Genomic DNA, 21322 nt, shown 5'->3' on the forward strand with positions numbered 1-21322 from the left:
GACATAACAGCGGCGATTCTTTGTCAATCGGATAATTAAAAACAGGGCTTTCCGTAAGGGAAGCTTGTTTCATCCGAGACTAGAAAAGCGTCCCATTGCAGCGAAACACGCAGCATCTCAGCGCCGCTAGTCACCTCGTAGGGTAAATTAGGGGTGATTCGGCGAATCAGCTTGGCGACACGCCGCCACAACGGGCGCACTTCCAAGGCATCGACCGAGAGCGCATCGTCATCGTCTCCCGCTCCCAGGCGGAGATACGGGAACCTACGTGAAAAGAGGCATTCAATCGGGTGATTAATTGCCTGGGTCGGAACAGGATCGCGGTTGTGCCGGTTGGGGACCATGCGCGATGGACGGAGCATGCAGGTGGACGGAATTCTTGAGTGGTTTGCAGCAGTGGGAACGATCGTTGCGGCCGGACTAGTGGCAGCGGACCTAGGCAGGCGCTCAACCGGCTGGGGCTTTGTCCTCTTCGTGATCGTGTCGATATCCTGGGTTGTATCGGGCCTGCTGAACGACGCGATCTCGCTCGTGATCCAGAATGGTGCGCTGTTGTTCGTGAACGCATGGGGCGTCTGGCAATATTTGATCAAAGGCGAACAGCCGAAGACTTCCAGATAACCCAAGTAGTTTGATCCGAAATGGCTGATTTGTGCAGTACAAAAGGATCCGAGCAAAATTTTTGCAAGGCGATTACAAAGGTATTCCAGTATTACGCCTGTTGCATAAGGAAATGCACTTAGCGTGAGCACGAATGGCACCATCATGCACTATGGACAATGACTGCGGCAGATTTCTGAAAGACATCGGATTTCAGCCGTTTTCTTTCTAGGGGGTGTGTCGCATGGGCAAAGACCAGCTGAGAGCGAAGGCGCGCCGGTTGATCGCGACGGCAAATGAACTTCTCGCTATCGCGCACGAACTGGAATCAAGCGATGCCGAGCAACGGGCAGAAGATTCTGCAGCGCTGCACATCGCCAAGGACAGCCCCGTCTGGTCCGAAGTCGCACGATCCGCCTATCGCGAGCGCCGCCGCCGGAGCAACATCTTCAACGACCCCACCCTGTTTGGTGAGCCAGCGTGGGATATCCTGCTCGATCTGTTCATCGCCGCCAAGGAACGCAAGCGTCTTCCGGTGACGAGCGCGTGTATCGGCGCGGCGGTCCCCGCAACGACCGCGCTGCGTTGGCTCACGGTGCTCGAGGAAAAGCGCCTGATCGTGCGCGAAAACGACACGGCCGACGCGCGCCGCGTGTTCGTTCGCCTATCGACCGATGGCTACGAAAAGATGGTCGCGTACTTCGCCAATATCGCCGGCGACATGCGCCAGGACGAGGAAATCGAGTTCCCCGCCATGAGAATGGCGCAGTAGCCTGGCGGAATCGAAAGGGGCAGACCTTCCGGCGCTGCCCCTTCGAATTCCAATAGTGCTGATCAGGCGCCGAGGCGACCGAACGCGCCCTTGCCCGCATAGCGCGCCGAATTACCCAGTTCTTCCTCGATACGGATCAACTGGTTGTACTTGGCCAACCGGTCCGAACGCGCGAGCGATCCGGTCTTGATCTGGCCGCAGTTGGTCGCGACCGCCAGATCGGCGATGGTGGCATCCTCGGTCTCGCCCGAACGGTGCGACATGACCGCCGTGTAGCCGTTGCGCTGCGCGATGCTGACCGCCTCCAGCGTCTCGGTCAGCGTGCCGATCTGGTTGACCTTGACCAGCAGCGAATTCGCCAGTCCCTTGCCGATCCCCATCGACAGGCGCTTGGGGTTGGTCACGAACAGGTCGTCGCCGACCAACTGCACGCGTTTGCCGACCTTGGCGGTAAGCGCCGCCCAGCCTTCAAAATCGTCCTCGCCCATGCCATCTTCGATCGAGATGATCGGGTAGGCATCACACAGCGCGGCAAGGTAATCCGCCATCGCTTCCGGCGACAGCGACAGGCCCTCACCGCTGATTTCGTATTTGCCGTTCCTGAAGAACTCCGTCGCTGCACAATCTAGCGCGATCATCATGTCTTCGCCCGGCTTGAACCCCGCCTTCTCGATCGAGGTCATGACGAAATCGAGCGCATCGCGCGTGCTCGCAAGGTTCGGCGCGAAACCGCCCTCATCACCCACCGAGGTCGAAAGGCCCTTGTCGTGCAGGCCCTTCTTCAGCGTGTGGAACACTTCCGCGCCCCAGCGCACGGCTTCGGCCAGCGTCGGCGCGCCGACCGGCATGATCATGAATTCCTGGAAATCGATCGGGTTGTCGGCATGCTCGCCGCCATTGATGATGTTCATCATGGGCACCGGCAGGACGTGCGCTGAAACTCCGCCAACGTAGCTGTAGAGCGGAAGGCCACGCGCATCCGCAGCGGCCTTGGCAACGGCAAGGCTGGTTCCCAGGATCGCATTCGCGCCCAACCGGCTCTTGTTCTCGGTACCGTCCAGCTCGATCATCGCAAGGTCGACGTCGCGCTGATCTTCGGCGTCTAGACCGAGGATCGCTTCGGCAATGTCCGAATTGACCGCAGTAACGGCCTTCGTGACGCCCTTGCCCATATAGCGCGCCTTGTCGCCATCGCGGAGTTCGACGGCCTCATGCGCGCCGGTCGAGGCTCCCGAAGGCACGGCGGCGCGGCCAAAGCTGCCGTCTTCCAGCAGAATATCGACCTCGACGGTCGGATTGCCACGGCTGTCGAGAATTTCGCGTGCATGGATGTCAATGATCGCGGTCATGGTCTGCTCCCTGCAGGGCTGGCACAAGGAATCTTGCGCTTCAAATGTTTGGGCTAACGTTTGGCGCGGCTCCTATCGGCTGGAACCCCGACAGGCAAGCCGCGTTGGGTATGGGACCGATCAAAGCGGCATCTTGCCTCTTGCCTTTGTGCCCATGGCACTAGCAAGATGGCGCGGACCGCCCATATCGTAGCGACAAGAAGCTGCGCGACACGCCGAAGGGAATACGAACATGGCCGATACGACGATCAACCCCGCAGACGCTCCGAACACGCTCGGCACGGCCGATCTTTCAGGTATCGCCGGCGATACCACCGATCTCAGCGCCAAGGGTCGCTTCAGCAAGGCAATCGACGAAGCCAAGGCCGGTGTCGAGGCGCTCAAGGGCGAAGCGCTCGACAAGAGCGCGGCGTACAAGGCCAAGGTCGGTGAAACGACTACGGACTGGGTTGGCGAGGCCAAGGTCTACGCCAGCCAGGCCAAGGAAAAGGGTGCGTCTCTGGCCGTCGAAGGCAAGTCCAAGGCCAGCGACGCGTTGGGCCTATTGGGCAAGACCATCTCCGACAATGCCGCCACGATCGATGATAAGCTGGGCGTCCAGTACGGGGATTACGCCCGCAGCGCAGCGCGTTCCATTCAGGAAACCGCTGCTCGCATCGAAGCCAAGGATCTGGGCGAACTGGGTGACGACGTGAAGGAATTCGTCAAGAAGAGCCCGGGCATTGCTGTCGGCATTGCGGCCGTCGCAGGGTTCGCGATCGCAAAGCTCCTCTCCGGCGGGTCGGACGACTGACGGTTGCACCCGAACAAGGGGCCATCGTTACGATGAGCGAACTGGAAACCCCCGCCGCTGCGGCGGAACACAAACCCGCATCTATCGGCGACGCTGTCCGCGCCTTGGTTGAGGACGGACAGACGCTGTTCGAAGCGGAGATCGCCTACCGCAAAGCCCAAGCCTCCTTTGGCTTGGGTGAAGCGAAGGCGATCGGCATTCTGCTCGTGTTCGGACTGGTGTTCGGCTTCTTCACGCTCCTTGCGATCGTCGTGGGCCTGTTGCTGGCCCTAGCGCCTTATATAGGCGTGTGGGGAGCGCTCGGCATTGTCGGTGGTGCGCTGTTGGTCCTGACTGCCGTCTGCCTGCTGAGTGCGTCCAGACGCATCACCCGGACCAAGGCCGGACTTGGCATAACTGAGTCAGCAACGTCGGGGGCTGCGTCATGAGCAATGCCCGCACCATTGCTGAAGCGCGCGCCCTGCGTGACGAAGCACTCGTGATTTTCCGCGCCGATCTCGACCTTGCCAAGACTGAATCGTCGCCTGCCCGCATCAAGGAACGTGCGGTCGACGAAGCCGTTGAACTGGTCGACGCCGCTCGCGACATCGCGAAGGACAACATGGCCGTAATCGGCGCGACTTCGGCTGCACTGGTAGCTTGGTTCTTCAGGGATCAGCTTCTGGCGCTCGCGGAAAAGTTGCGCGACGCGGTCAAATCTGGAGATTGAACATGGCCGACAAGAACAAGGCTGACAAGACGGGCACCAATCAGGCCGACAAGCCCGAACTGCGTGACAAGGTCGACGCGGCAAAGGCGCGGTTGGCCGAACGTACAGGCAATGCGCGCCCGGTCGATACCGTGAAGAGCCTGATCGAGGAACACCCGGTGGCATCGCTCGCCGCGGGCATCCTGCTCGGTGCGCTGATCGCCAAGGCCCTGCCCTCGAGCGGGCGCATGCGCAGCTGCGCTGTCGGTCTGGCAACGCTCGCGGGCAAGTATGCGGTCGATTACGCCGGCAAGGCTGCTGAAGCGGGCCGCGAAGGCTTGCACAAGGTCGAGGAAGTCGGCGGGTCGGTTGGCACCAGGCTGGCTGATGTTGGTGGCACCGTAGGAAGCCGCATCGCCGATGGTAGCGGCGAGGCCCGACGCAAGGCCGTCGATTTCGCCGAAATCGCGCGCTCGGCGGCAGCCGACGCCAGCGAAATCGCGATCCGCAAGGTCAATGAGATCGCTTCGCGGTTGAAGCACTAGGGCCGGGGATACTAAGGTCTAATACGCCGTCCAGCGACTTGCTTTGCTTGGCGCTTTTTGTCAGGGCACAGGTTAATCCTCCCCAACGGAAAGTCGCCAATGCAAAAGCTTCATCTTGTGATGGGCGGGCGGGTTAAAAACCCGCAAGGCCTTGAATTCGTCGACCTCAAAGCGATCGACGTCGTCGGTGTGTTCCCTGACTACGCGTCGGCAGAAGAAGCTTGGCGCGGTGCGGCACAGCGTACGGTCGACGATGCGGAAATGCGGTATGTGATCGTACATATGCACAAGCTGCTCGAACCGGACCTGCCTGCTGCATGAATTGACAGCCACCCCGCAGTAGTCCGCCTGCTGTGGGGTGCCTGCATTCACAACGCATATTTAAGTGTTGGCGCGTAAGTGTGACGTGAACCCCATGTCGTCACGAACCGCATCTTTGCCAGTGCTGGCCGTCCGGCGCTCTGCCAACTGGGCCAACAGCAAATTGCCGCTGGTGGCTTGGCTGTTCGCATTTTCGCTTCTCACCAGGATCGGGGCGTTAGGCGATCAGAGCTATTCCAACGACGAAGCATTTTATGTCCTTGTGGGGCAGTTGGCCCATCAGGGCACCATCCCCTATGTAGACATCTGGGACCGCAAGGGGCCAGGCTTGTTCCTACTCACATTCCTGGTTACGGCATTGTCACCGACGATGGTGTCGTTCCGCCTCGCAGCATGGCTCTGCGCCAGTGCGACTGCGGTGTTGATCTCGTCGGCATCGAGCAAGCTTTTCGGGCGCACCGGAGCCTGGTTTGCCGGAACATTCTATCTTGCCCTGTTGCCCCTGTATGGCGGCGGTGGCGGGCAATCGCCGGTATTTTACAACCTCCTGATTGCGCTTGCGGGATGGCTCGTATTGCACGAGCGCCAGCAGCTACAGGCGGGGCGCGTTGGCTGGCAGATTTACGCCGCGATGTTCTGCGCAGGCATGGCAATCACCTTCAAGCAATGCGCCGCTCCGGAAAGTGCCTTTCTGGGCTGCTATTGCCTTTGGCAACTTCGCAGGTCGGGAACGGAATTGCCGAAACTGATCCGGGCCGGGTTCGGACTCGCATTTTGCGGCGCCGCGCCGATGATGATTTTCGCGCTGTCATACGCGTCGCAAGGCCATTTTGCGTTCTTCTGGAGCGCGATTGTCGATGCGAACTTGAAACGCACCTACAACCCTCCTTTAGCGATGCTGACACAGGGCGGGTTGTTTTTCCTCAGCTGCAGTCCGGCCCTAATCGTCGCGGCGGCCGGCCTTTTCCGTCGGCAAGAACATGACTGGCAGACCCGATTTCTGGGTGGTTGGCTGCTCGCAGCCTGCTGCGGAATCGCCATCATGCCGAACTTTTTTGAACATTACGCGCTGCCACTGTTTGTGCCCGCCAGCATCGCCGCGGGGGGCGCGATATCAGGGGGGCGGATCAGACCGATGACTGCCATGCTGCTTCTTGTCGGTCTGTTGGCAATCGGCCCGGCGCTACGTTTCGATCTCCGCGCACAATCGCGCGTTGCGACGCAAAGGATCGTCACGACCATACAATCGCGTGATCCACACCCTCGATTGCTGATTTTCGGAGGCCCGGTCGCGCTTTATTCCATGCTCGACGCCAAGCTGCCGCCAAGCCCGTTGCGCTTTCCCATGCACCTGTTTCACCGGTATGAGAATAACTCCGGCCCGTTCAATACCAAGGCAGAAGTTCAGCGCATTCTCGCGTGGAAACCGACCGTGGTGACGTTGTATTCGGATATGCCGAGCGCGTCACAAAACCCTGCAACCACCGCCATGATCAGGGGTTATGTCGCGCATTGCGAGCTATGGCTGCGGCAACCCGTCAGACAGGTCTTCGCAACCGACGAGATCTCGGTCTACGGGAATTGTGCCAAGTAGCGCATGAGACGGTTGAGCGTCCCTTGTGCAGGCAACCGCTCACCATATCTGCCGCGCTTCGCTTAGCTCAGATGAATTCGACTTTCTTGACGAGATAGAACTTGTCGCCCGAGGGCACCGTCACCTCGACTTCTTCATCAACCTTGCGGCCGATCAGCGCCTTGCCCAAGGGTGATGCGTAGCTGATCATGCCCTGCTTGGCATCGGCTTCGTACGGGCCGACGATCTGATATTTCACCGGCTTGTCATCCTCGTCGAGCAACGTAACCGTCGCACCGAAGATGATCTTGTCGCCCGAAAGCGTTGCCGGATCGATGATCTGCGCGCGGCTGACGCGGTCCTCAAGATCGCCGATGGATGCCTCGACCTGGCCCTGGCGTTCCTTGGCTGCGTGATATTCCGCGTTTTCGGACAGATCGCCGTGGGCGCGGGCTTCCTCGATCGCGTCTACGATCAGGGGACGCTCTTCGCGCAGCGCCTTCAGCTCGGCAGTCAGGCGTTCGTAGCCTGCTGCTAGCATCGGCAGCTTTTCCACACTCGCCATCCGTCACTCTCTTTCTTTGTACTGCGCCCTGCACGCCGCGAGGGCGTTCAGGGAAAAACTGTCCTTACCGGCAGACGCCGTATACGCCTGACCGGCCTAAAAGTGCCACGATGACGGGGTACTTTCGCAAGGTTCAGCTATAATAGTCCTGCAACGAACGCACTTCAAGTTTAGCCGACCGCATCGCCTCGATCGCTTCTACCGCCGCGACCGACGCCGCCGCTGTCGTGAACGACGGAACCCGCGCGCCAAGCGCCGAGGCACGGATCGAGGCCGAGTCCTTGTGGCTCTGCCAGCCCTCGGTCGTGTTGAAAATCAACGCGATATCACCATCGATGATTCGGTCGACGATATGCGGTCGCCCTTCGGCGACCTTGTTGACCCGCTCCACGATCACGCCGGCATCGGCCAGATAGCGCGCCGTCCCGCCCGTCGCCACGATCTTGAACCCGAGATCGGTCAGCTTGCCGACCGCTGGCAGCACGATCGCCTTGTCCGAATCCTTGACCGAAACGAACACCGTGCCGCCTTGCGGCAGGATGGTCCCTGCCCCCAGCTGCGACTTGGCAAATGCGACCGCGAACGTGCTGTCGATGCCCATGACTTCGCCGGTGGACTTCATCTCGGGCGACAGCACCGGGTCGATGCCGGGGAAGCGCGCGAACGGGAACACGGCTTCCTTGACCGCCATGTAATCGATGTCGCGCTTGATCGGCGGCAGGTTGGCAATCTTCTCGCCCGCCATGATCCGCGCGGCGAACTTGGCGATCGGCTGACCGATGGCCTTGGCAACGAAAGGCACGGTGCGGCTGGCGCGCGGGTTGACCTCGATCAGGTAGACCTCGCCGTCCTTGATCGCGAACTGGATGTTCATCAACCCGATCACGTCGAGGCCCTTGGCGAGCAGCACGGCCTGACGCTCCATCTCGGCGATGATGTCGGCAGGCAGGCTGTAGGGCGGCAGGGTGCAGGCGCTGTCGCCCGAATGGATGCCTGCTTCCTCGATGTGCTGCAGCACGCCTGCGACGACGACATCTTCACCGTCTGACAATGCATCGACATCGCACTCGATCGCATCGCGCAAGTACTGGTCGATCAGCACCGGACTGTCACCCGACACCTTCACGGCAGTGGCGATGTAGTCGTCCAATTGCGCAAAGCTGTCGACGATCTCCATCGCGCGGCCACCCAGCACATAGCTTGGGCGGATCAGCACGGGGAAGCCGATGCGCGTTGCCACGGCCACGGCTTCGTCACGGCTGCGCGCAATACCATTGAGCGGCTGCTTGAGGCCGAGCTTGCTGACCAGCGCGGCAAAGCGCTCACGGTCTTCGGCAAGGTCGATCGAGTCAGGCGAGGTGCCCAGGATCGGAATGCCAGCATCCTGCAGCGCCTGCGCCAGCTTCAGCGGGGTCTGCCCGCCGAACTGCACGATCACGCCGACCAGTTCGCCGTTCGACTGCTCTAGTTCGAGAATTTCGAGCACGTCTTCGGCCGTCAGCGGTTCGAAGTACAGGCGGTCCGAGGTGTCGTAGTCGGTCGAGACGGTTTCAGGGTTGCAGTTGACCATGATCGTCTCGAACCCGGCATCTGCCAGCGAGAAGCACGCGTGGCAGCAGCAGTAATCGAACTCGATGCCCTGCCCGATGCGGTTTGGCCCGCCACCGAGGATAACAATTTTTTTGCGGTCGGTCGGCGCGGATTCGTTCTCCGGTTCGCCGAACAATCCGCTTTCATAGGTCGAGTACATGTACGGCGTCACCGCCTCGAACTCGGCGGCGCAACTGTCGATGCGCTTGAACACCGGGCGCACGCCCAGTTTGTGCCGCAGTGCGCGGACTTCAGCCTCGCTGGTAGCACCAGCCATCGCGTTCAGAACATCGTGGAGCAGACCCGACCGCTTGGCCTGTGTCTCGCCCATGCCGCCAGCCACGCCGACCGAGCGCACCGCCAATGTGGCGAGGCGCTTGTCCGAAAAGCCCATCGCCTTCAACCGGCGCAGGCCCGCGGCATCGTTGGGCAAGCCGTCCTTCTGGATCGCGGCTTCCTCGGCGATGATCTCGCAGATCTGGCGCAGGAACCACGGTTCATACTTGGTGACGGCGTGGACTTCGTCGACGCTCAGCCCCTCGCGGAAAGCCTGCGCGATTACCAGAATGCGATCCGGCGTCGCCTTGCTCAGCGCGGCAACGATCTGGTCGCGGCTGACGCCTTCGAGTTCGACCACGCGGTTGAAACCGTCGAGCCCGGTTTCGAGGCCGCGCAGTGCCTTCTGCATCGATTCCTTGAAGTTGCGGCCGATCGCCATGACTTCGCCGACAGACTTCATCGCGGTGCCGAGGTTGCTTTCGGCACCCTTGAACTTTTCGAAGGCAAAGCGCGGAATCTTGGTCACGACGTAATCAAGCGTCGGTTCGAACGCGGCGGGCGTTGCACCCGTGATGTCGTTCATGATCTCGTCGAGCGTGTAGCCCACGGCAAGCTTTGCCGCGACCTTGGCGATCGGAAAGCCGGTGGCCTTCGATGCCAGCGCGGACGAACGCGACACGCGCGGGTTCATCTCGATCACGATCATGCGGCCATCGGCGGGGTTGACCGCGAACTGCACGTTGGAACCGCCCGTCTCGACGCCGATCTCGCGCAGCACCGCGATGCTGGCGTTGCGCATGATCTGGTATTCCTTGTCGGTCAGCGTCAGCGCCGGCGCAACCGTGATGGAATCGCCGGTGTGGACGCCCATCGGATCGACGTTCTCGATCGAGCAGATGATGATGCAGTTGTCGTTCTTGTCGCGGACAACCTCCATCTCGTACTCTTTCCAGCCGAGCAGCGATTCATCGATCAGCACTTCGGTGGTGGGGGAAGCTTCGAGGCCGCCCTTCACGATCTTGACGAATTCGTCCTTGTTATAGGCAATGCCGCCGCCAGTGCCGCCCATGGTAAAGCTGGGACGGATGATCGAAGGCAGGCCGGTGCGCTCCAGAATGACGAGCGCCTCCTCGACCGAATGGGCCACGCCCGAGCGCGCCGATTCCAGCCCGATCTTGTCCATCGCATCGCGGAAGCGCTGGCGGTCCTCGGCCTTGTCGATCGCATCGGCGTCGGCGCCGATCATCTGCACGCCGTACTTGGCCAGCGTGCCATCGTTGAACAGCGCCAGCGCGGTGTTGAGTGCGGTCTGCCCGCCCATCGTCGGCAGCAGCGCATCCGGGCGCTCCTTCTCGATGATCTTGGCGACAACCTCGGGCGTGATCGGCTCGACGTACGTCGCGTGCGCCATGTCCGGATCGGTCATGATCGTCGCGGGGTTCGAGTTGACCAGAATGATCCGGTACCCCTCCTCCTTCAACGCCTTCACCGCCTGCGTGCCCGAATAATCGAACTCGCAAGCCTGGCCGATGATGATTGGCCCGGCGCCGATGATCAGGATCGAGGAGATGTCAGTGCGTTTGGGCATTAGCCACCTGAAAAAACATGGTTAATTAAAAGCTCGACGAGCGTGTTGATTGTGGCTTCAATGGCAGTACCCTTGTTTCGGGCAGCCACCTCCGCGAGCGCAGAAAGCAGAACTGTGTAGAGAAGGTAAGATTTTATAGTTCCCGCTCTAATGAGTTCCCGGCCCGCTCGCAGTTGCCCTAAGACTCTCTCTCGAAAACCCGGACTATCTGGATCACCGTTAGTCTTTTCAACGGCGTCAATAACCTCGGACAGCGGATTTTCTAGTTCAGCAACTTGATTGTGGCTGAGCGAGACAATTCTGTCAGAAGCAGGAATAGCAGTTGAAGCTTGGTCACTACGAAGGTGACCCCATTCACTTTCCGGCACCCGGCGCAAATGCTCAATAATGTCTGTCGCAAAATTACGGCCTATCTCAGCGTATGTAACGAGAATAGGATATTTCTCGAAAAGCAAAGTTCGTAAACGCTTCCACCCATCCTTATCGGCATCGCTTGGGTCTGGGCCATCTTGAATGAAATAATATCTAAAGTTATCGTAGTTAACCTTAAAGTAGCCACCAGTCAGGGGATTTTCGTAACGTTGGACACCGCTGAATTCAACCAAAATTGATATTGCCTCGGCAACTTCATTCTTGCTGACCTTTACGCCTTGTAAAAGAGTCGTGACTTTGCTTGCTACGCTAGTGAATGAACCCGAATAGGACTCATCCTCAAGTTGCTCCGCTTCATGGAGCAAGACTACGGCGAGATATTGAGCAAAAGTACTCACCCCAACATCCCCACGAACTTCTCGAACAGATAGAAACTGTCCTGCGGTCCCGGCGATGCCTCAGGGTGATACTGCACCCCGAACGCGCGCTTGCCCTTGACCGCGATCCCGCAGTTCGAGCCGTCGAACAGCGAGACGTGGGTTTCCTCCACGCTGTCGGGCAGCGCCGTGTTGTCCACCGCGAAGCCGTGGTTCATCGAGGTGATCTCGACCACGCCGTCGGCCATGCGCTTGACCGGGTGGTTCGCGCCGCGGTGGCCCTGGTGCATCTTGGTCGTGCGCGCGCCTGCGGCAAGGCCCAGCATCTGGTGGCCGAGGCAGATGCCGAAGGTCGGCACATCGGCCTCAAGCAGCTTCTGGATCACCGGCACGGCATAAGCGCCGGTCGCCGCCGGATCGCCCGGACCGTTCGACAGAAACACGCCATCGGGCTTGAGTTCGAGGATCGTCTCCCACGAGGTCTGCGCCGGAACCACGGTAACGCTCGCGCCCGCCTTCACCAGATTGCGGAAGATGTTGTCCTTCGCGCCGTAATCGATCGCGACGACATGCGGGCGCTTGTCGTGCGGGCTGCGGCCGAAGCCCTCGCCCAGCTTCCAGACCGAGCCTTCCCACGCCTCCTGCCCGTCACGCGTGACCACGCGGGCAAGGTCCATGCCCTCGAGCCCCGGCCATGACCGCGCGCGCTCGATCAGGGCGGGAATGTCGAACTCGCCTTTGGGATCGTGCGCGATCACCGCGTTGGGCGCACCCGACATGCGGATGCGGCGGGTCAGCGCGCGGGTATCGAGGCCCGCGATGGCGATCTTGCCGAGCTTTTCCATCCACTTGGTGAAGTGTCCGGCGCTGCGGAAGTTGGCGGGGTCAGTGACGTCCTCACGCACGACGCAGCCGACCGCGCCGGGCACGTCATGGCTTTCCATGTCCTCGCCATTGGTGCCGACATTGCCGATATGCGGGAAGGTGAAGGTCACCACCTGCCCGGCATAGGACGGGTCGGTCATCACTTCCTGATAGCCGGTCATCGCGGTGTTGAAGCACACCTCGCCCACAGCCGATCCGGTCGCGCCGAAGCCCCGTCCCCACGCCACAGACCCATCCGCAAGTACGAGGACTCCCGTCGCGCCGTCTGGTTTGGGCGCGTGCGAAAGTGCGGGGTCGGCCATGATCTGGGGCGCTCCGTTGGCAGGGTTTATGGCGATGTTGCTAAGGGGCGGCGGTTAGACCTGAGTCCCCCGCGCGTCAACCTAGCGATCCCCGAAAGTTTGTCCTACATATGGCTTTCGCCCGATTGCTTAGGGCCACCAAACTCACAGGAATTGAACCACCATGATCCGCGACACCATCAAGGCCGCGCAGATTTCGGCCATGAAAGCAGGCGACAAGCCTCGCCTCGCCGCCGTCCGCCTGATTCTCGCCAAGCTCAAGGACAAGGACATCGAACTGCGTACCGCCGCCACGCAGCCCGACGATGATGTGCTCGTCACCGACGTCCTTCAGAAAATGGCCAAGCAGCGCCGCGAGTCGATCACGATGTATGAGCAAGGCGGCAGGCAGGAACTGGCGGACATGGAGAAGGCGGAGCTGGCCGTAATCGACGAGTTTCTGCCCGCGCAGATGAGCGAGGACGATACGCGCGCCGCGATTGTTGCGCTGATTGCCGAGACGGGCGCTGCGGGCATGAAGGACATGGGCAAGGTCGTGGCGGCATTGAAGGCCAAGCATGGCACACAGTTGGATATGAGCAAGGCCAGCGGCTTGGTGAAGGCTGCACTGGCTGGGTGAAATGCACGTGTAGTGCGTAACGCTACGCTTGACGCACTGTACTCTTTGGCGTAGGCCATGATGCATGGAGATCGCATCGATCCGGCATAAGGCCCTCCGTCGCTTTGCTACCGAAGGCAAAGCAAAGGGGCTAATAGAGCCGGATCGGCTGCGAGACATGCTGGCGTACATTGATGCAGCTACATCATTTGACGCGCTAGCATTGCCACCCAATTTTGGCCTCCATCCCTTGACGGGCGATCGCGTCGGCACTTGGGCGATGACCGTCACGCGCAATTGGCGACTGACGTTCACTCGGATTGCAGACCATGCTGTCGGTGATCTGGATCTGGAGGATTACCACTGATGGCAATCAAGCTTCACCCATCCATGGCGGTGCATCCCGGCGGTTGGCTGCGACGGCAGGTTGTCGAGCCGCATGGTCTCACGGTCAAGCGTGCGGCTGAAGTGCTGCACGTTTCACGTCCTGCGCTCAGCAACCTGCTCAACGGCAATGCTGATCTTTCCGCCGAAATGGCCATCCGCTTCGAAAAAGTGTTCGGCCTCAACGCCGATACGCTGATGCGCATGCAATCGGCGTACGACATCGCTGAAGTCCGCGAACGTCAGGATGAAATTTCGGTAGAATGGATGCCGGAACTCAAGCGCGCGTGATCGCCCCATGACCCTAACCCCGCAATGGATGGACGAGCTACGCACCCGCATCTCGCTTTCAGGCGTGATCGGGCGGAGCGTGCGCGTCACCAAGGCGGGGCGCGAGTTCAAGGCGTGCTGCCCGTTCCATAACGAGAAAACGCCCAGCTTCACGATCAACGACGAAAAGGGCTTCTACCACTGCTTCGGCTGCGGTGCGCATGGCGACGTGATCCGCTGGATGACCGACCATCAGGGCCTGCCGTTCATGGACGCGGTCAAGGAACTCGCGCTTCAGGCGGGCATGGAAGTCCCCGCGCCCGATCCGCGCGCAGCCAAAGTCGCCGAGCAGCAGAAGTCGCTCCACGATGTGATGGCCGCCGCCCAGCAGTTCTTCGTCAATTGCTTGGCCGAGGATCGCGGCACCGAAGCCCGCCGCTACCTCGCCTCACGCGGCTTTCCGGCGCACGTCGTGCGCGAATTCGGCTTCGGTTTCGCACCGGACAGCCGTACCGCGCTCAAGGAAGCCCTGTCCGCCTTCCCCGACGCCATGCTGATCGAAGCAGGTCTGCGCATCGTTGTCGAAGGCAAAGAGCCGTACGATCGTTTTCGCGGACGCCTGATGCTCCCGATCCTCGACCCGCGCGGTCGCGTGATCGCGTTCGGCGGGCGCATCCTTTCAGCCGAAAAGACCGACGCGCCCAAGTACCTCAACTCGCCCGACACGCCGCTCTTCGACAAGGGCCGCACGGTCTACAACCTGCATCGCGCGGCACCAGCCTCGCGTAACAACGGGCGCGTCGTCGTGGTCGAGGGCTACATGGACGTCGTGGCGCTGGCCGCAGCAGGCATCGGCGAGGCCGTCGCGCCGCTCGGCACTGCGCTGACCGAACACCAGATCGAACGCCTCTGGCGGCTGGTCGAAACTCCCACCCTCTGCTTCGACGGCGATGTTGCAGGCCAGCGCGCCGCGATGCGCGCCATCACCCGCGCCCTTCCCCTGCTCCGGCCCGGCCACTCCCTGCGCATCACCACGCTGCCCAAGGGCATGGACCCCGACGATCTGATCAAGCGCGACGGGCCTCAGGCGATGGAAGCGCTGCTCAACGGCGCGCAAAGCATGGTCGACATGCTGTGGCAGGTCGAACGCGACGCGCTGCCCCTCGCCACGCCCGAGGACAAGGCCGGGCTCAAGGCGCGGCTGCTCCAGCACTGCGAGACGATCCAGCATCCCGACATCAAATCGCTCTACCGCCGCGAGCTGACCGAGCGATTCGGCGAACTCGCTTTTGCCCGCAAGGAACGTGCGCCGTTCCAGCCGCGCCAGCCCGGTTCGGCGCGGTCGCAGGGCAAAGGTCCATGGAAACCGCCGCCGCTGCCACTGGGCGCGGACGACAAGGCGCGGATGCTCAAGATCGGCGTCGGGCCGAGCACCAACCTGCTGGCAGCGGTGCTCGCGGGGCTGATCAACCACCCAGGCGAAATCGCGCGCCACGCCGGCGCGCTCGTCCGTCTTCAGCCCGAGGACACGGCGACATCTGCGTTGCTCGATTGCCTGCTGGACCTTGCCGACAACGCGCAGGCGCTTGAAAGCACGCGACTTCATCCCATATTGGCCGAGCGGGGACTTCGGCCACCGTCGGCGCAACATTACGCCGGAATGCGATTCGGCTTTTTGGCCGGCAGCAGCGAGCAGGCCACCGATGAGCTGGCCGAGGCAGTGTCGCTGTTGGTCGAGCTGCCGGCCGTCGAAGAGGCGCTCGCTACCGCGACGCAGCGCCACGAAACGGAGTTTTCCGACGATAGTTATGCCGAGCAACAACGATTGCGCAAACGAAGGGTGGATTTGTTTGGCCGTTTGGAGCAAATGAACCGCGCTCGTGCTGCGTTATAATTATACTTTCACGCACATCGGGTCCGCCGGGCCCGGCTTTAGATGGTGGTACCGGGGTTAAATGGCTTCGAACGACAAGACCGACAGTGGCGACGCTCCTCTGATCGACCTCAATGATGCTTCTGTCCGGAAGCTGATTGCCCGCGCCAAGCGCCGTGGCATCATCACCGTGGACGAGTTGAACGAAGCGCTCCCGCAAGACCAGATGTCGGCCGACCAGATCGAAGACATCATGGCCGCGATCTCGGAGATGGGCGTCAACATCGTCGAGAGCGACGACGACGCGATTGATCCCGAGGACAAGGAAGCCGACGAACCGGATGAACCGGAGACCGGCATGGACGATCGCCCGGTCGTCGAAAAGCGCAAGGAAACGATCGAGCGCACCGACGATCCGGTGCGGATGTACCTGCGCGAGATGGGCGCGGTCGAACTGCTCAGCCGCGAAGGCGAGATCGCCATCGCCAAGCGCATCGAAGCAGGCCGTGACACGATGATCATGGGCCTGTGCGAGAGCCCGATCACCTTCCACGCCATTATCCAGTGGTCCGAAGCGCTCAACGCCGGTGAAATGCAGCTGCGCGAGATCCTCGATCTCGATGCGATGTTGTCAAAGGAGCCAGCGCCCGAAGCTCTTGCCGAAGACGGCGAGGAAACCGGCGAGCCCGAAATCAGCGAAGCCACCGCAGGCCCTACTTTCAAGGAAGAAGAAGAGCCCGAGGAAGAACCCGCCGAGGACGAGGACGATGAATTGCGCGAACGCCGCGCCCGTCCTGCCGAGGAGGAAGAGGAAGACAACACCCTCAGCCTCGCCCAAATGGAAGCGCAGCTCAAGCCTGCCGCGCTCGAACGCTTCGCCGAAATCACCGCGCTGTTCCGCGCGTTCGAGAAGATTCAGGGCACGCGCCTCGATGCACTCGGCCTGGGCAACGATTTCCCCGCATCGAAGGAAACGCAGTACCAGAAGCTGCGCGAGGACCTGACCGCGCAAGTGGAATCGGTACAGTTCCACGCATCCAAGATCGAATACCTGGTCGACAACCTCTATGCCTTCAACCGTCGCCTGACCGCGCTCGGCGGACAGATGCTCCGCCTGGCAGAGCGTCACAAGGTGCCGCGCAAGGACTTCCTCGACATGTACGTCGGGCACGAGCTCGACGATGGCTGGCTGCAGAACCTTGCGGGTCGCGACAAGAAGTGGGCGGCGTTCTTCGCCAACGAGGCTGACCCGGTTGAACGCATCCGTGCTGAAATCTCGGACATTGCGGCAGCCACCGGCATGTCGCTCGGTGAGTTCCGCCGCATCGTCAACATGGTCCAGAAGGGCGAACGCGAAGCGCGCATCGCCAAGAAGGAAATGGTCGAGGCCAATCTGCGCCTCGTGATTTCGATCGCCAAGAAGTACACCAACCGTGGCCTGCAGTTCCTGGATCTCATTCAGGAGGGCAACATCGGGCTGATGAAGGCGGTCGACAAGTTCGAGTACCGCCGCGGCTACAAGTTCAGCACCTATGCCACGTGGTGGATCAGGCAGGCGATCACCCGCTCGATCGCCGATCAGGCACGCACGATCCGCATCCCGGTCCACATGATCGAGACGATCAACAAACTGGTTCGCACCAGCCGCCAGTTCCTGCACGAGCAGGGCCGCGAACCGACGCCGGAAGAAATGGCCGAGCGTCTGTCGATGCCGCTCGAAAAAGTCCGCAAGGTGATGAAGATCGCCAAAGAGCCGATCTCGCTCGAGACGCCGATCGGCGACGAGGAAGATTCGCACCTGGGCGATTTCATCGAGGACAAGAACGCGATCATCCCGGTCGATGCGGCGATCCAGGCGAACCTCAAGGAAACGGTCACCCGCGTCCTTGCCAGCCTGACCCCGCGCGAGGAACGCGTGCTGCGCATGCGCTTTGGCATCGGCATGAACACCGATCACACTCTGGAAGAAGTCGGCCAGCAGTTCTCGGTCACCCGCGAACGCATCCGCCAGATCGAAGCCAAGGCGCTGCGCAAGCTCAAGCACCCAAGCCGCAGCCGCAAGATGCGCTCGTTCCTGGATCAGTAGGTCCTCCGGGATCTTGGTATTTGAAAAGGCGGCAGTTCGTTCTGCCGCCTTTTTCATGACAGCATCCAGCCTGCGGCAGCTGGATCGTCACAACCGGTAGTATCGGCCCCATCGGGCACGTTCACCCGCACGATTTGCGGTGGCTTGTTGCGGTGCGACAGCTTATGGGGCCGCCAACGAGTCCCGTCACATCGCAATCGAAACGGATTCCATGCGCATCGCCATCGCTTCCGATCACGCCGCCGTCGACCTCAAGGCGACCCTGCGCGAGTACCTGATCGAACAGGGCCACGAGGTTGCAGACCTCGGTCCTGAGACGGCCGATCGCGTCGACTATCCCGATTTCGGCTACAAGCTGGCCTCTGTCGTCGCCGATGGCACTGCGGAGTTCGGCGTGGCACTGTGCGGGTCCGGCATCGGCATCTCGATCGCGGTCAACCGCGACCCCGCCTGCCGCTGTGCTCTGGTCTCCGAGCCACTTTCGGCCGCCTTGGCCCGCGAACACAACGACGCCAACGTGATCGCAATGGGCGCTCGGCTCACCGGTGAGGACATGGCCAAGGCCTGCCTCGACGCTTTCCTGTCGACCGAATTCGGCGGAGGCCGCCACGCGGGCCGCGTCGCCAAACTCTACAATCCCGCTTTCTGAAGGAGCTACCTCACGATGACCACCGCCACCACAGCGCCGGAAATCCGCAAGGCCGGCTTCTTCACGCAGCACCTCGAAAGCGCCGACGCCGAAGTTTTCGCCGCGATCCGGGGCGAACTTAACCGCCAGCAGACCAAGATCGAACTGATCGCGTCCGAAAACATCACCAGCCTCGCCGTGCTCGAAGCGACTGGCTCGGTGTTCACCAACAAGTATGCCGAAGGCTACCCCGGCAAGCGCTATTACGGCGGCTGTGAGTACGCCGACGTCGTCGAAACGCTGGCGATCGAGCGCGCCAAACAGCTGTTCGGCTGCGGCTTCGCCAACGTTCAGCCCAATTCGGGCAGCCAGATGAACCAGGCCGTGTTCCTCGCCCTGCTTCAGCCCGGCGACAGCTTCATGGGCTTGGACCTCAATTCGGGCGGGCACTTGACGCACGGATCGCCCGTCAACATGAGCGGCAAGTGGTTCCACCCGATCCCTTACGGCGTGCGCGCCGACGATCACACGATCGACATGGACGAGGTCGCGCGCCTTGCCCGTGAGCACAAGCCCAAGCTGATCATCGCGGGCGGCACCGCCTATTCGCGCACTTGGGACTGGGGCGCCTTCCGCGCCATCGCCGATGAAATCGGTGCTTGGCTGCTGGTCGACATGTCGCATATCTCAGGGCTCGTCGCAGGCGGCGCACACCCCTCGCCCATCCCGCACGCGCACGTGGTCACCACGACCACGCACAAGTCGCTGCGCGGTCCGCGCTCTGGCGTGATCCTTACCAACGACGAGGCTTTGGCCAAGAAGTTCAACATGGCCGTGTTCCCGGGCATGCAGGGCGGCCCGCTCGTCCATGTGATCGCCGCCAAGGCGGTCGCCTTCGGTGAAGCGCTGCGTCCCGAATTCAAGGCTTACGCCCACCAGATCGTCGCCAACGCCAAGGCATTGGCCGAGAGCCTCAAGGACGCAGGCCTCGGCATCGTTTCGGGCGGTACCGACAACCATCTGATGCTCGTCGACCTGTCGGCCAAGGACGTTACCGGCAAGGCCGCTGAAAAGGGCCTCGATCGCGCGTGGCTGACCTGCAACAAGAACGGCGTCCCCTTCGACAAGCGCTCGCCCTTCGTGACCTCTGGCATCCGCCTCGGCACCCCCGCAGGAACGACGCGCGGTTTCCGCGAGGACGAATTCCGGGCGATTGGTGGGCTGATTGCCGAAGTTGTCGAAGGTCTTGCGCGCAATGGCGATGAGGGCGATGGTCAGGTGGAACAGCGGGTGCGTGACCGCGTTGCCGAACTGTGCAACCGTTTCCCCATCTACCCGGAGCTTTGATGCCATGAACGAACAGAACGATCTCGCCACGCGCGCCAAGGAAGAATTCAACGGCATGGCCAAGCAGGGCCTGGCCCACCCCTCGACCAAGCCGGTACTGACCGGTGCTGCAATCGGGGCTGTGGCCGGCGCGCTGCTGCCCGTCGTATCGCTTCCGCTCGGCCTTGCCGTCGGCGCGGGCTACGCCTTTTGGCAGCGGATCAAAAACTGATCGATGCGTTGCCCTTTTTGCGCCCATGACAACAGCCAGGTAAAAGACAGTCGGCCGAGCGAGGATAATACCTCGATTCGCCGGCGTCGGCAGTGCGAAGGGTGCGGGGCGCGCTTTACCACGTTTGAACGTGTCCAGCTGCGCGAGGTTGTCGTCGTCAAAAGCGGCGGCCTCGGCAGTGAAGGGCGTCGCGAGACGTTCGACCGCGCCAAGATCGAACAATCCGTCTCGCTCGCCTGCCGCAAGCGTCCGGTCTCGCAGGAGCGTCTCGACCAGCTGGTATCGGGCATCCAGCGCCAGATCGAGACGATGGGCGATGCCGAGGTGCCGTCCAAGGCCATCGGCGAGATGGTCATGGAAGGCCTGCGCCAACTCGATAGCGTCGCCTATATCCGCTTCGCCAGCGTCTATCGTGATTTCGCCGAGGCCCGCGATTTCGAAGAATTTGCCAGCAGCGTTCAGGAAGTCAGCGGGCTCGGGAACGGCGAGCAGTGAGCGAAGCTGACAAGCGCCAGCCGGTCATCGTGCTGGTGCGCCCGCAACTGGGCGAAAACATCGGCAAGGCCGCGCGCGCGATGCTCAACTTCGGGCTTGTCGAGTTGCGACTGGTCACTCCGCGCGATGGCTGGCCCAACCCATCGGCAGGGCCTGCTGCGGCGGGGGCAGACATCGTCCTCGAACGCGCTCAGGTATTCGAATCGCTCGCCGAGGCCGTGTCCGACTGCGCGCATGTCTACGCCACGACCGTCCGCAAACGCGGCGTGGTCAAGCCGGTGGTCACGCCCGAGCAGGCGGCCGCCGAAATCCTCGTCGCACAGGGCCGCAGTGCATTCGTGTTCGGCCCCGAACGCTCGGGCCTCGAAACCGACGACGTCGCGCTTGCTCGCGCGATCGTCACCGTGCCAATCAATCCCGAATTCGGCTCGCTCAATCTTGCCCAGGCAGTGATCCTGTGCGCCTATGAATGGTCCAAACACGCAGACCTCGTTCAGCCCACCGTAGAAGAGGTGCTGCCCCCTGCCCCACAGGAGGAATTCGAGGGCATGTTCGGCCAGCTATGCGACATGCTCGAACCGCGTGGCTATTTCGAACCGCCGAGCCGCGCAGGAACGACCCGCCGGACCCTGCGCTCGATGATGATCAAGCCGGGCTGGAATCACCTGGAACTGCGCACGTTCCGGGGGGTCCTGAGCGTACTCCGTCGCCGCCCCGGGTCGAAGCCCGGCGATCCGCGCGATTGAGCCGGTTGACGGCTCACCATACGAAATCTTGTTTCTCGAGAAACCGTCTCGACATGGCTGGCAACATTACGATATGAGCGCATGA

General features: G+C 61.6%; 23 protein-coding genes. 17 read left to right on the forward strand and 6 right to left on the reverse strand.

Annotated features, from left to right (window positions below):
- Positions 1 to 35: 35 nt before the first annotated feature.
- Positions 36 to 767 (reverse strand): hypothetical protein, encoded by a 732-nt coding sequence (locus GGQ88_RS08365; protein WP_183612695.1) that lies wholly within the window; start codon positions 765 to 767, stop codon positions 36 to 38.
- A 77-nt stretch (positions 768 to 844) separates the two neighbouring features.
- On the opposite strand from GGQ88_RS08365, the gene GGQ88_RS08370 reads away from it, so the two are divergent.
- A complete protein-coding gene (locus GGQ88_RS08370) occupies positions 845 to 1372 on the forward strand; it encodes a helix-turn-helix domain-containing protein (RefSeq protein WP_183612696.1) in 528 nt (175 codons plus the stop codon).
- A gap of 62 nt (positions 1373 to 1434) precedes the next feature.
- On the opposite strand, the gene eno is transcribed toward GGQ88_RS08370, so the two are convergent.
- A complete protein-coding gene (gene eno, locus GGQ88_RS08375; RefSeq protein WP_183612697.1) occupies positions 1435 to 2721 on the reverse strand; it encodes a phosphopyruvate hydratase in 1287 nt (428 codons plus the stop codon).
- Between the two features lie 232 nt (positions 2722 to 2953).
- Here eno and GGQ88_RS08380 point away from each other — a divergent pair, with 232 nt between their 5' ends.
- The 6 genes from GGQ88_RS08380 to GGQ88_RS08405 all read left to right on the forward strand — a co-directional run bounded on the left by GGQ88_RS08380 (position 2954) and on the right by GGQ88_RS08405 (position 6662).
- A complete protein-coding gene (locus GGQ88_RS08380; RefSeq protein WP_183612698.1) occupies positions 2954 to 3514 on the forward strand; it encodes a hypothetical protein in 561 nt (186 codons plus the stop codon).
- A gap of 32 nt (positions 3515 to 3546) precedes the next feature.
- A complete protein-coding gene (locus GGQ88_RS08385) occupies positions 3547 to 3942 on the forward strand; it encodes a phage holin family protein (protein ID WP_183612699.1) in 396 nt (131 codons plus the stop codon).
- Positions 3939 to 4223, forward strand: a complete 285-nt coding sequence (locus tag GGQ88_RS08390) for a hypothetical protein (protein WP_183612700.1) — start codon at positions 3939 to 3941, stop codon at positions 4221 to 4223. The genes GGQ88_RS08385 and GGQ88_RS08390 overlap by 4 nt, the downstream gene beginning before the upstream one ends.
- Positions 4224 to 4225: 2 nt before the next feature.
- The gene (locus GGQ88_RS08395) at positions 4226 to 4747 is read left to right on the forward strand and encodes a hypothetical protein (RefSeq protein WP_183612701.1); all 522 of its coding nucleotides are present in this window, start codon (positions 4226 to 4228) and stop codon (positions 4745 to 4747) included.
- A 99-nt stretch (positions 4748 to 4846) separates the two neighbouring features.
- Complete coding sequence (locus tag GGQ88_RS08400) at positions 4847 to 5068, forward strand: DUF4170 domain-containing protein (protein ID WP_183612702.1); 222 nt, start codon at positions 4847 to 4849, stop codon at positions 5066 to 5068.
- 94 nt (positions 5069 to 5162) lie between these two features.
- The gene (locus GGQ88_RS08405; RefSeq protein ID WP_183612703.1) at positions 5163 to 6662 is read left to right on the forward strand and encodes an ArnT family glycosyltransferase; all 1500 of its coding nucleotides are present in this window, start codon (positions 5163 to 5165) and stop codon (positions 6660 to 6662) included.
- A gap of 67 nt (positions 6663 to 6729) precedes the next feature.
- Here GGQ88_RS08405 and greA read toward each other — a convergent pair whose 3' ends face one another.
- From greA to carA, 4 genes are all read right to left on the reverse strand, one after another.
- Positions 6730 to 7206 (reverse strand): transcription elongation factor GreA, encoded by a 477-nt coding sequence (gene greA / locus GGQ88_RS08410; protein ID WP_183612704.1) that lies wholly within the window; start codon positions 7204 to 7206, stop codon positions 6730 to 6732.
- Between the two features lie 133 nt (positions 7207 to 7339).
- Entirely contained in the window at positions 7340 to 10663 is a 3324-nt protein-coding gene (carB, locus tag GGQ88_RS08415; RefSeq protein WP_183612705.1) for a carbamoyl-phosphate synthase large subunit, read from the reverse strand.
- A complete protein-coding gene (locus tag GGQ88_RS08420; protein WP_183612706.1) occupies positions 10663 to 11433 on the reverse strand; it encodes a hypothetical protein in 771 nt (256 codons plus the stop codon). The genes carB and GGQ88_RS08420 overlap by 1 nt, the downstream gene beginning before the upstream one ends.
- Positions 11430 to 12599, reverse strand: coding sequence for a glutamine-hydrolyzing carbamoyl-phosphate synthase small subunit (carA, locus tag GGQ88_RS08425; RefSeq protein ID WP_183612707.1), 1170 nt, complete (start codon positions 12597 to 12599; stop codon positions 11430 to 11432). The genes GGQ88_RS08420 and carA overlap by 4 nt, the downstream gene beginning before the upstream one ends.
- Before the next feature lie 163 nt (positions 12600 to 12762).
- On the opposite strand from carA, the gene GGQ88_RS08430 reads away from it, so the two are divergent.
- From GGQ88_RS08430 to GGQ88_RS08475, 10 genes are all read left to right on the forward strand, one after another.
- Positions 12763 to 13218, forward strand: a complete 456-nt coding sequence (locus tag GGQ88_RS08430; protein ID WP_183612708.1) for a GatB/YqeY domain-containing protein — start codon at positions 12763 to 12765, stop codon at positions 13216 to 13218.
- Positions 13219 to 13282: 64 nt separating this feature from the next.
- Positions 13283 to 13564 (forward strand): type II toxin-antitoxin system RelE/ParE family toxin, encoded by a 282-nt coding sequence (locus GGQ88_RS08435; protein ID WP_183612709.1) that lies wholly within the window; start codon positions 13283 to 13285, stop codon positions 13562 to 13564.
- Positions 13564 to 13872, forward strand: a complete 309-nt coding sequence (locus GGQ88_RS08440; RefSeq protein ID WP_183612710.1) for a HigA family addiction module antitoxin — start codon at positions 13564 to 13566, stop codon at positions 13870 to 13872. Before GGQ88_RS08435 ends, GGQ88_RS08440 begins: the two co-directional genes overlap by 1 nt.
- Before the next feature lie 7 nt (positions 13873 to 13879).
- Positions 13880 to 15745, forward strand: a complete 1866-nt coding sequence (gene dnaG / locus GGQ88_RS08445) for a DNA primase (protein ID WP_183612711.1) — start codon at positions 13880 to 13882, stop codon at positions 15743 to 15745.
- A gap of 61 nt (positions 15746 to 15806) precedes the next feature.
- Positions 15807 to 17810 carry an RNA polymerase sigma factor RpoD gene (gene rpoD, locus GGQ88_RS08450; RefSeq protein WP_183612712.1) on the forward strand — a complete coding sequence of 668 codons (2004 nt, stop codon included), beginning with the start codon at positions 15807 to 15809 and terminating at the stop codon, positions 17808 to 17810.
- Positions 17811 to 18021: 211 nt separating this feature from the next.
- A complete protein-coding gene (gene rpiB / locus GGQ88_RS08455; RefSeq protein ID WP_183612713.1) occupies positions 18022 to 18459 on the forward strand; it encodes a ribose 5-phosphate isomerase B in 438 nt (145 codons plus the stop codon).
- A 15-nt stretch (positions 18460 to 18474) separates the two neighbouring features.
- Positions 18475 to 19785: a serine hydroxymethyltransferase gene (gene glyA / locus GGQ88_RS08460; RefSeq protein ID WP_183612714.1), complete on the forward strand. Its 1311-nt coding sequence runs from the start codon at positions 18475 to 18477 to the stop codon at positions 19783 to 19785.
- Between the two features lie 4 nt (positions 19786 to 19789).
- The gene (locus GGQ88_RS08465; RefSeq protein WP_183612715.1) at positions 19790 to 19996 is read left to right on the forward strand and encodes a hypothetical protein; all 207 of its coding nucleotides are present in this window, start codon (positions 19790 to 19792) and stop codon (positions 19994 to 19996) included.
- 3 nt (positions 19997 to 19999) lie between these two features.
- Positions 20000 to 20491 (forward strand): transcriptional regulator NrdR, encoded by a 492-nt coding sequence (gene nrdR, locus GGQ88_RS08470; protein WP_183612716.1) that lies wholly within the window; start codon positions 20000 to 20002, stop codon positions 20489 to 20491.
- Positions 20488 to 21237, forward strand: coding sequence for a TrmH family RNA methyltransferase (locus GGQ88_RS08475; protein ID WP_183612717.1), 750 nt, complete (start codon positions 20488 to 20490; stop codon positions 21235 to 21237). Before nrdR ends, GGQ88_RS08475 begins: the two co-directional genes overlap by 4 nt.
- Positions 21238 to 21322 lie beyond the last annotated feature (85 nt).

The organism is Novosphingobium hassiacum, from assembly GCF_014196055.1.
Taxonomy (GTDB): Bacteria; Pseudomonadota; Alphaproteobacteria; order Sphingomonadales; family Sphingomonadaceae; genus Novosphingobium; species Novosphingobium hassiacum.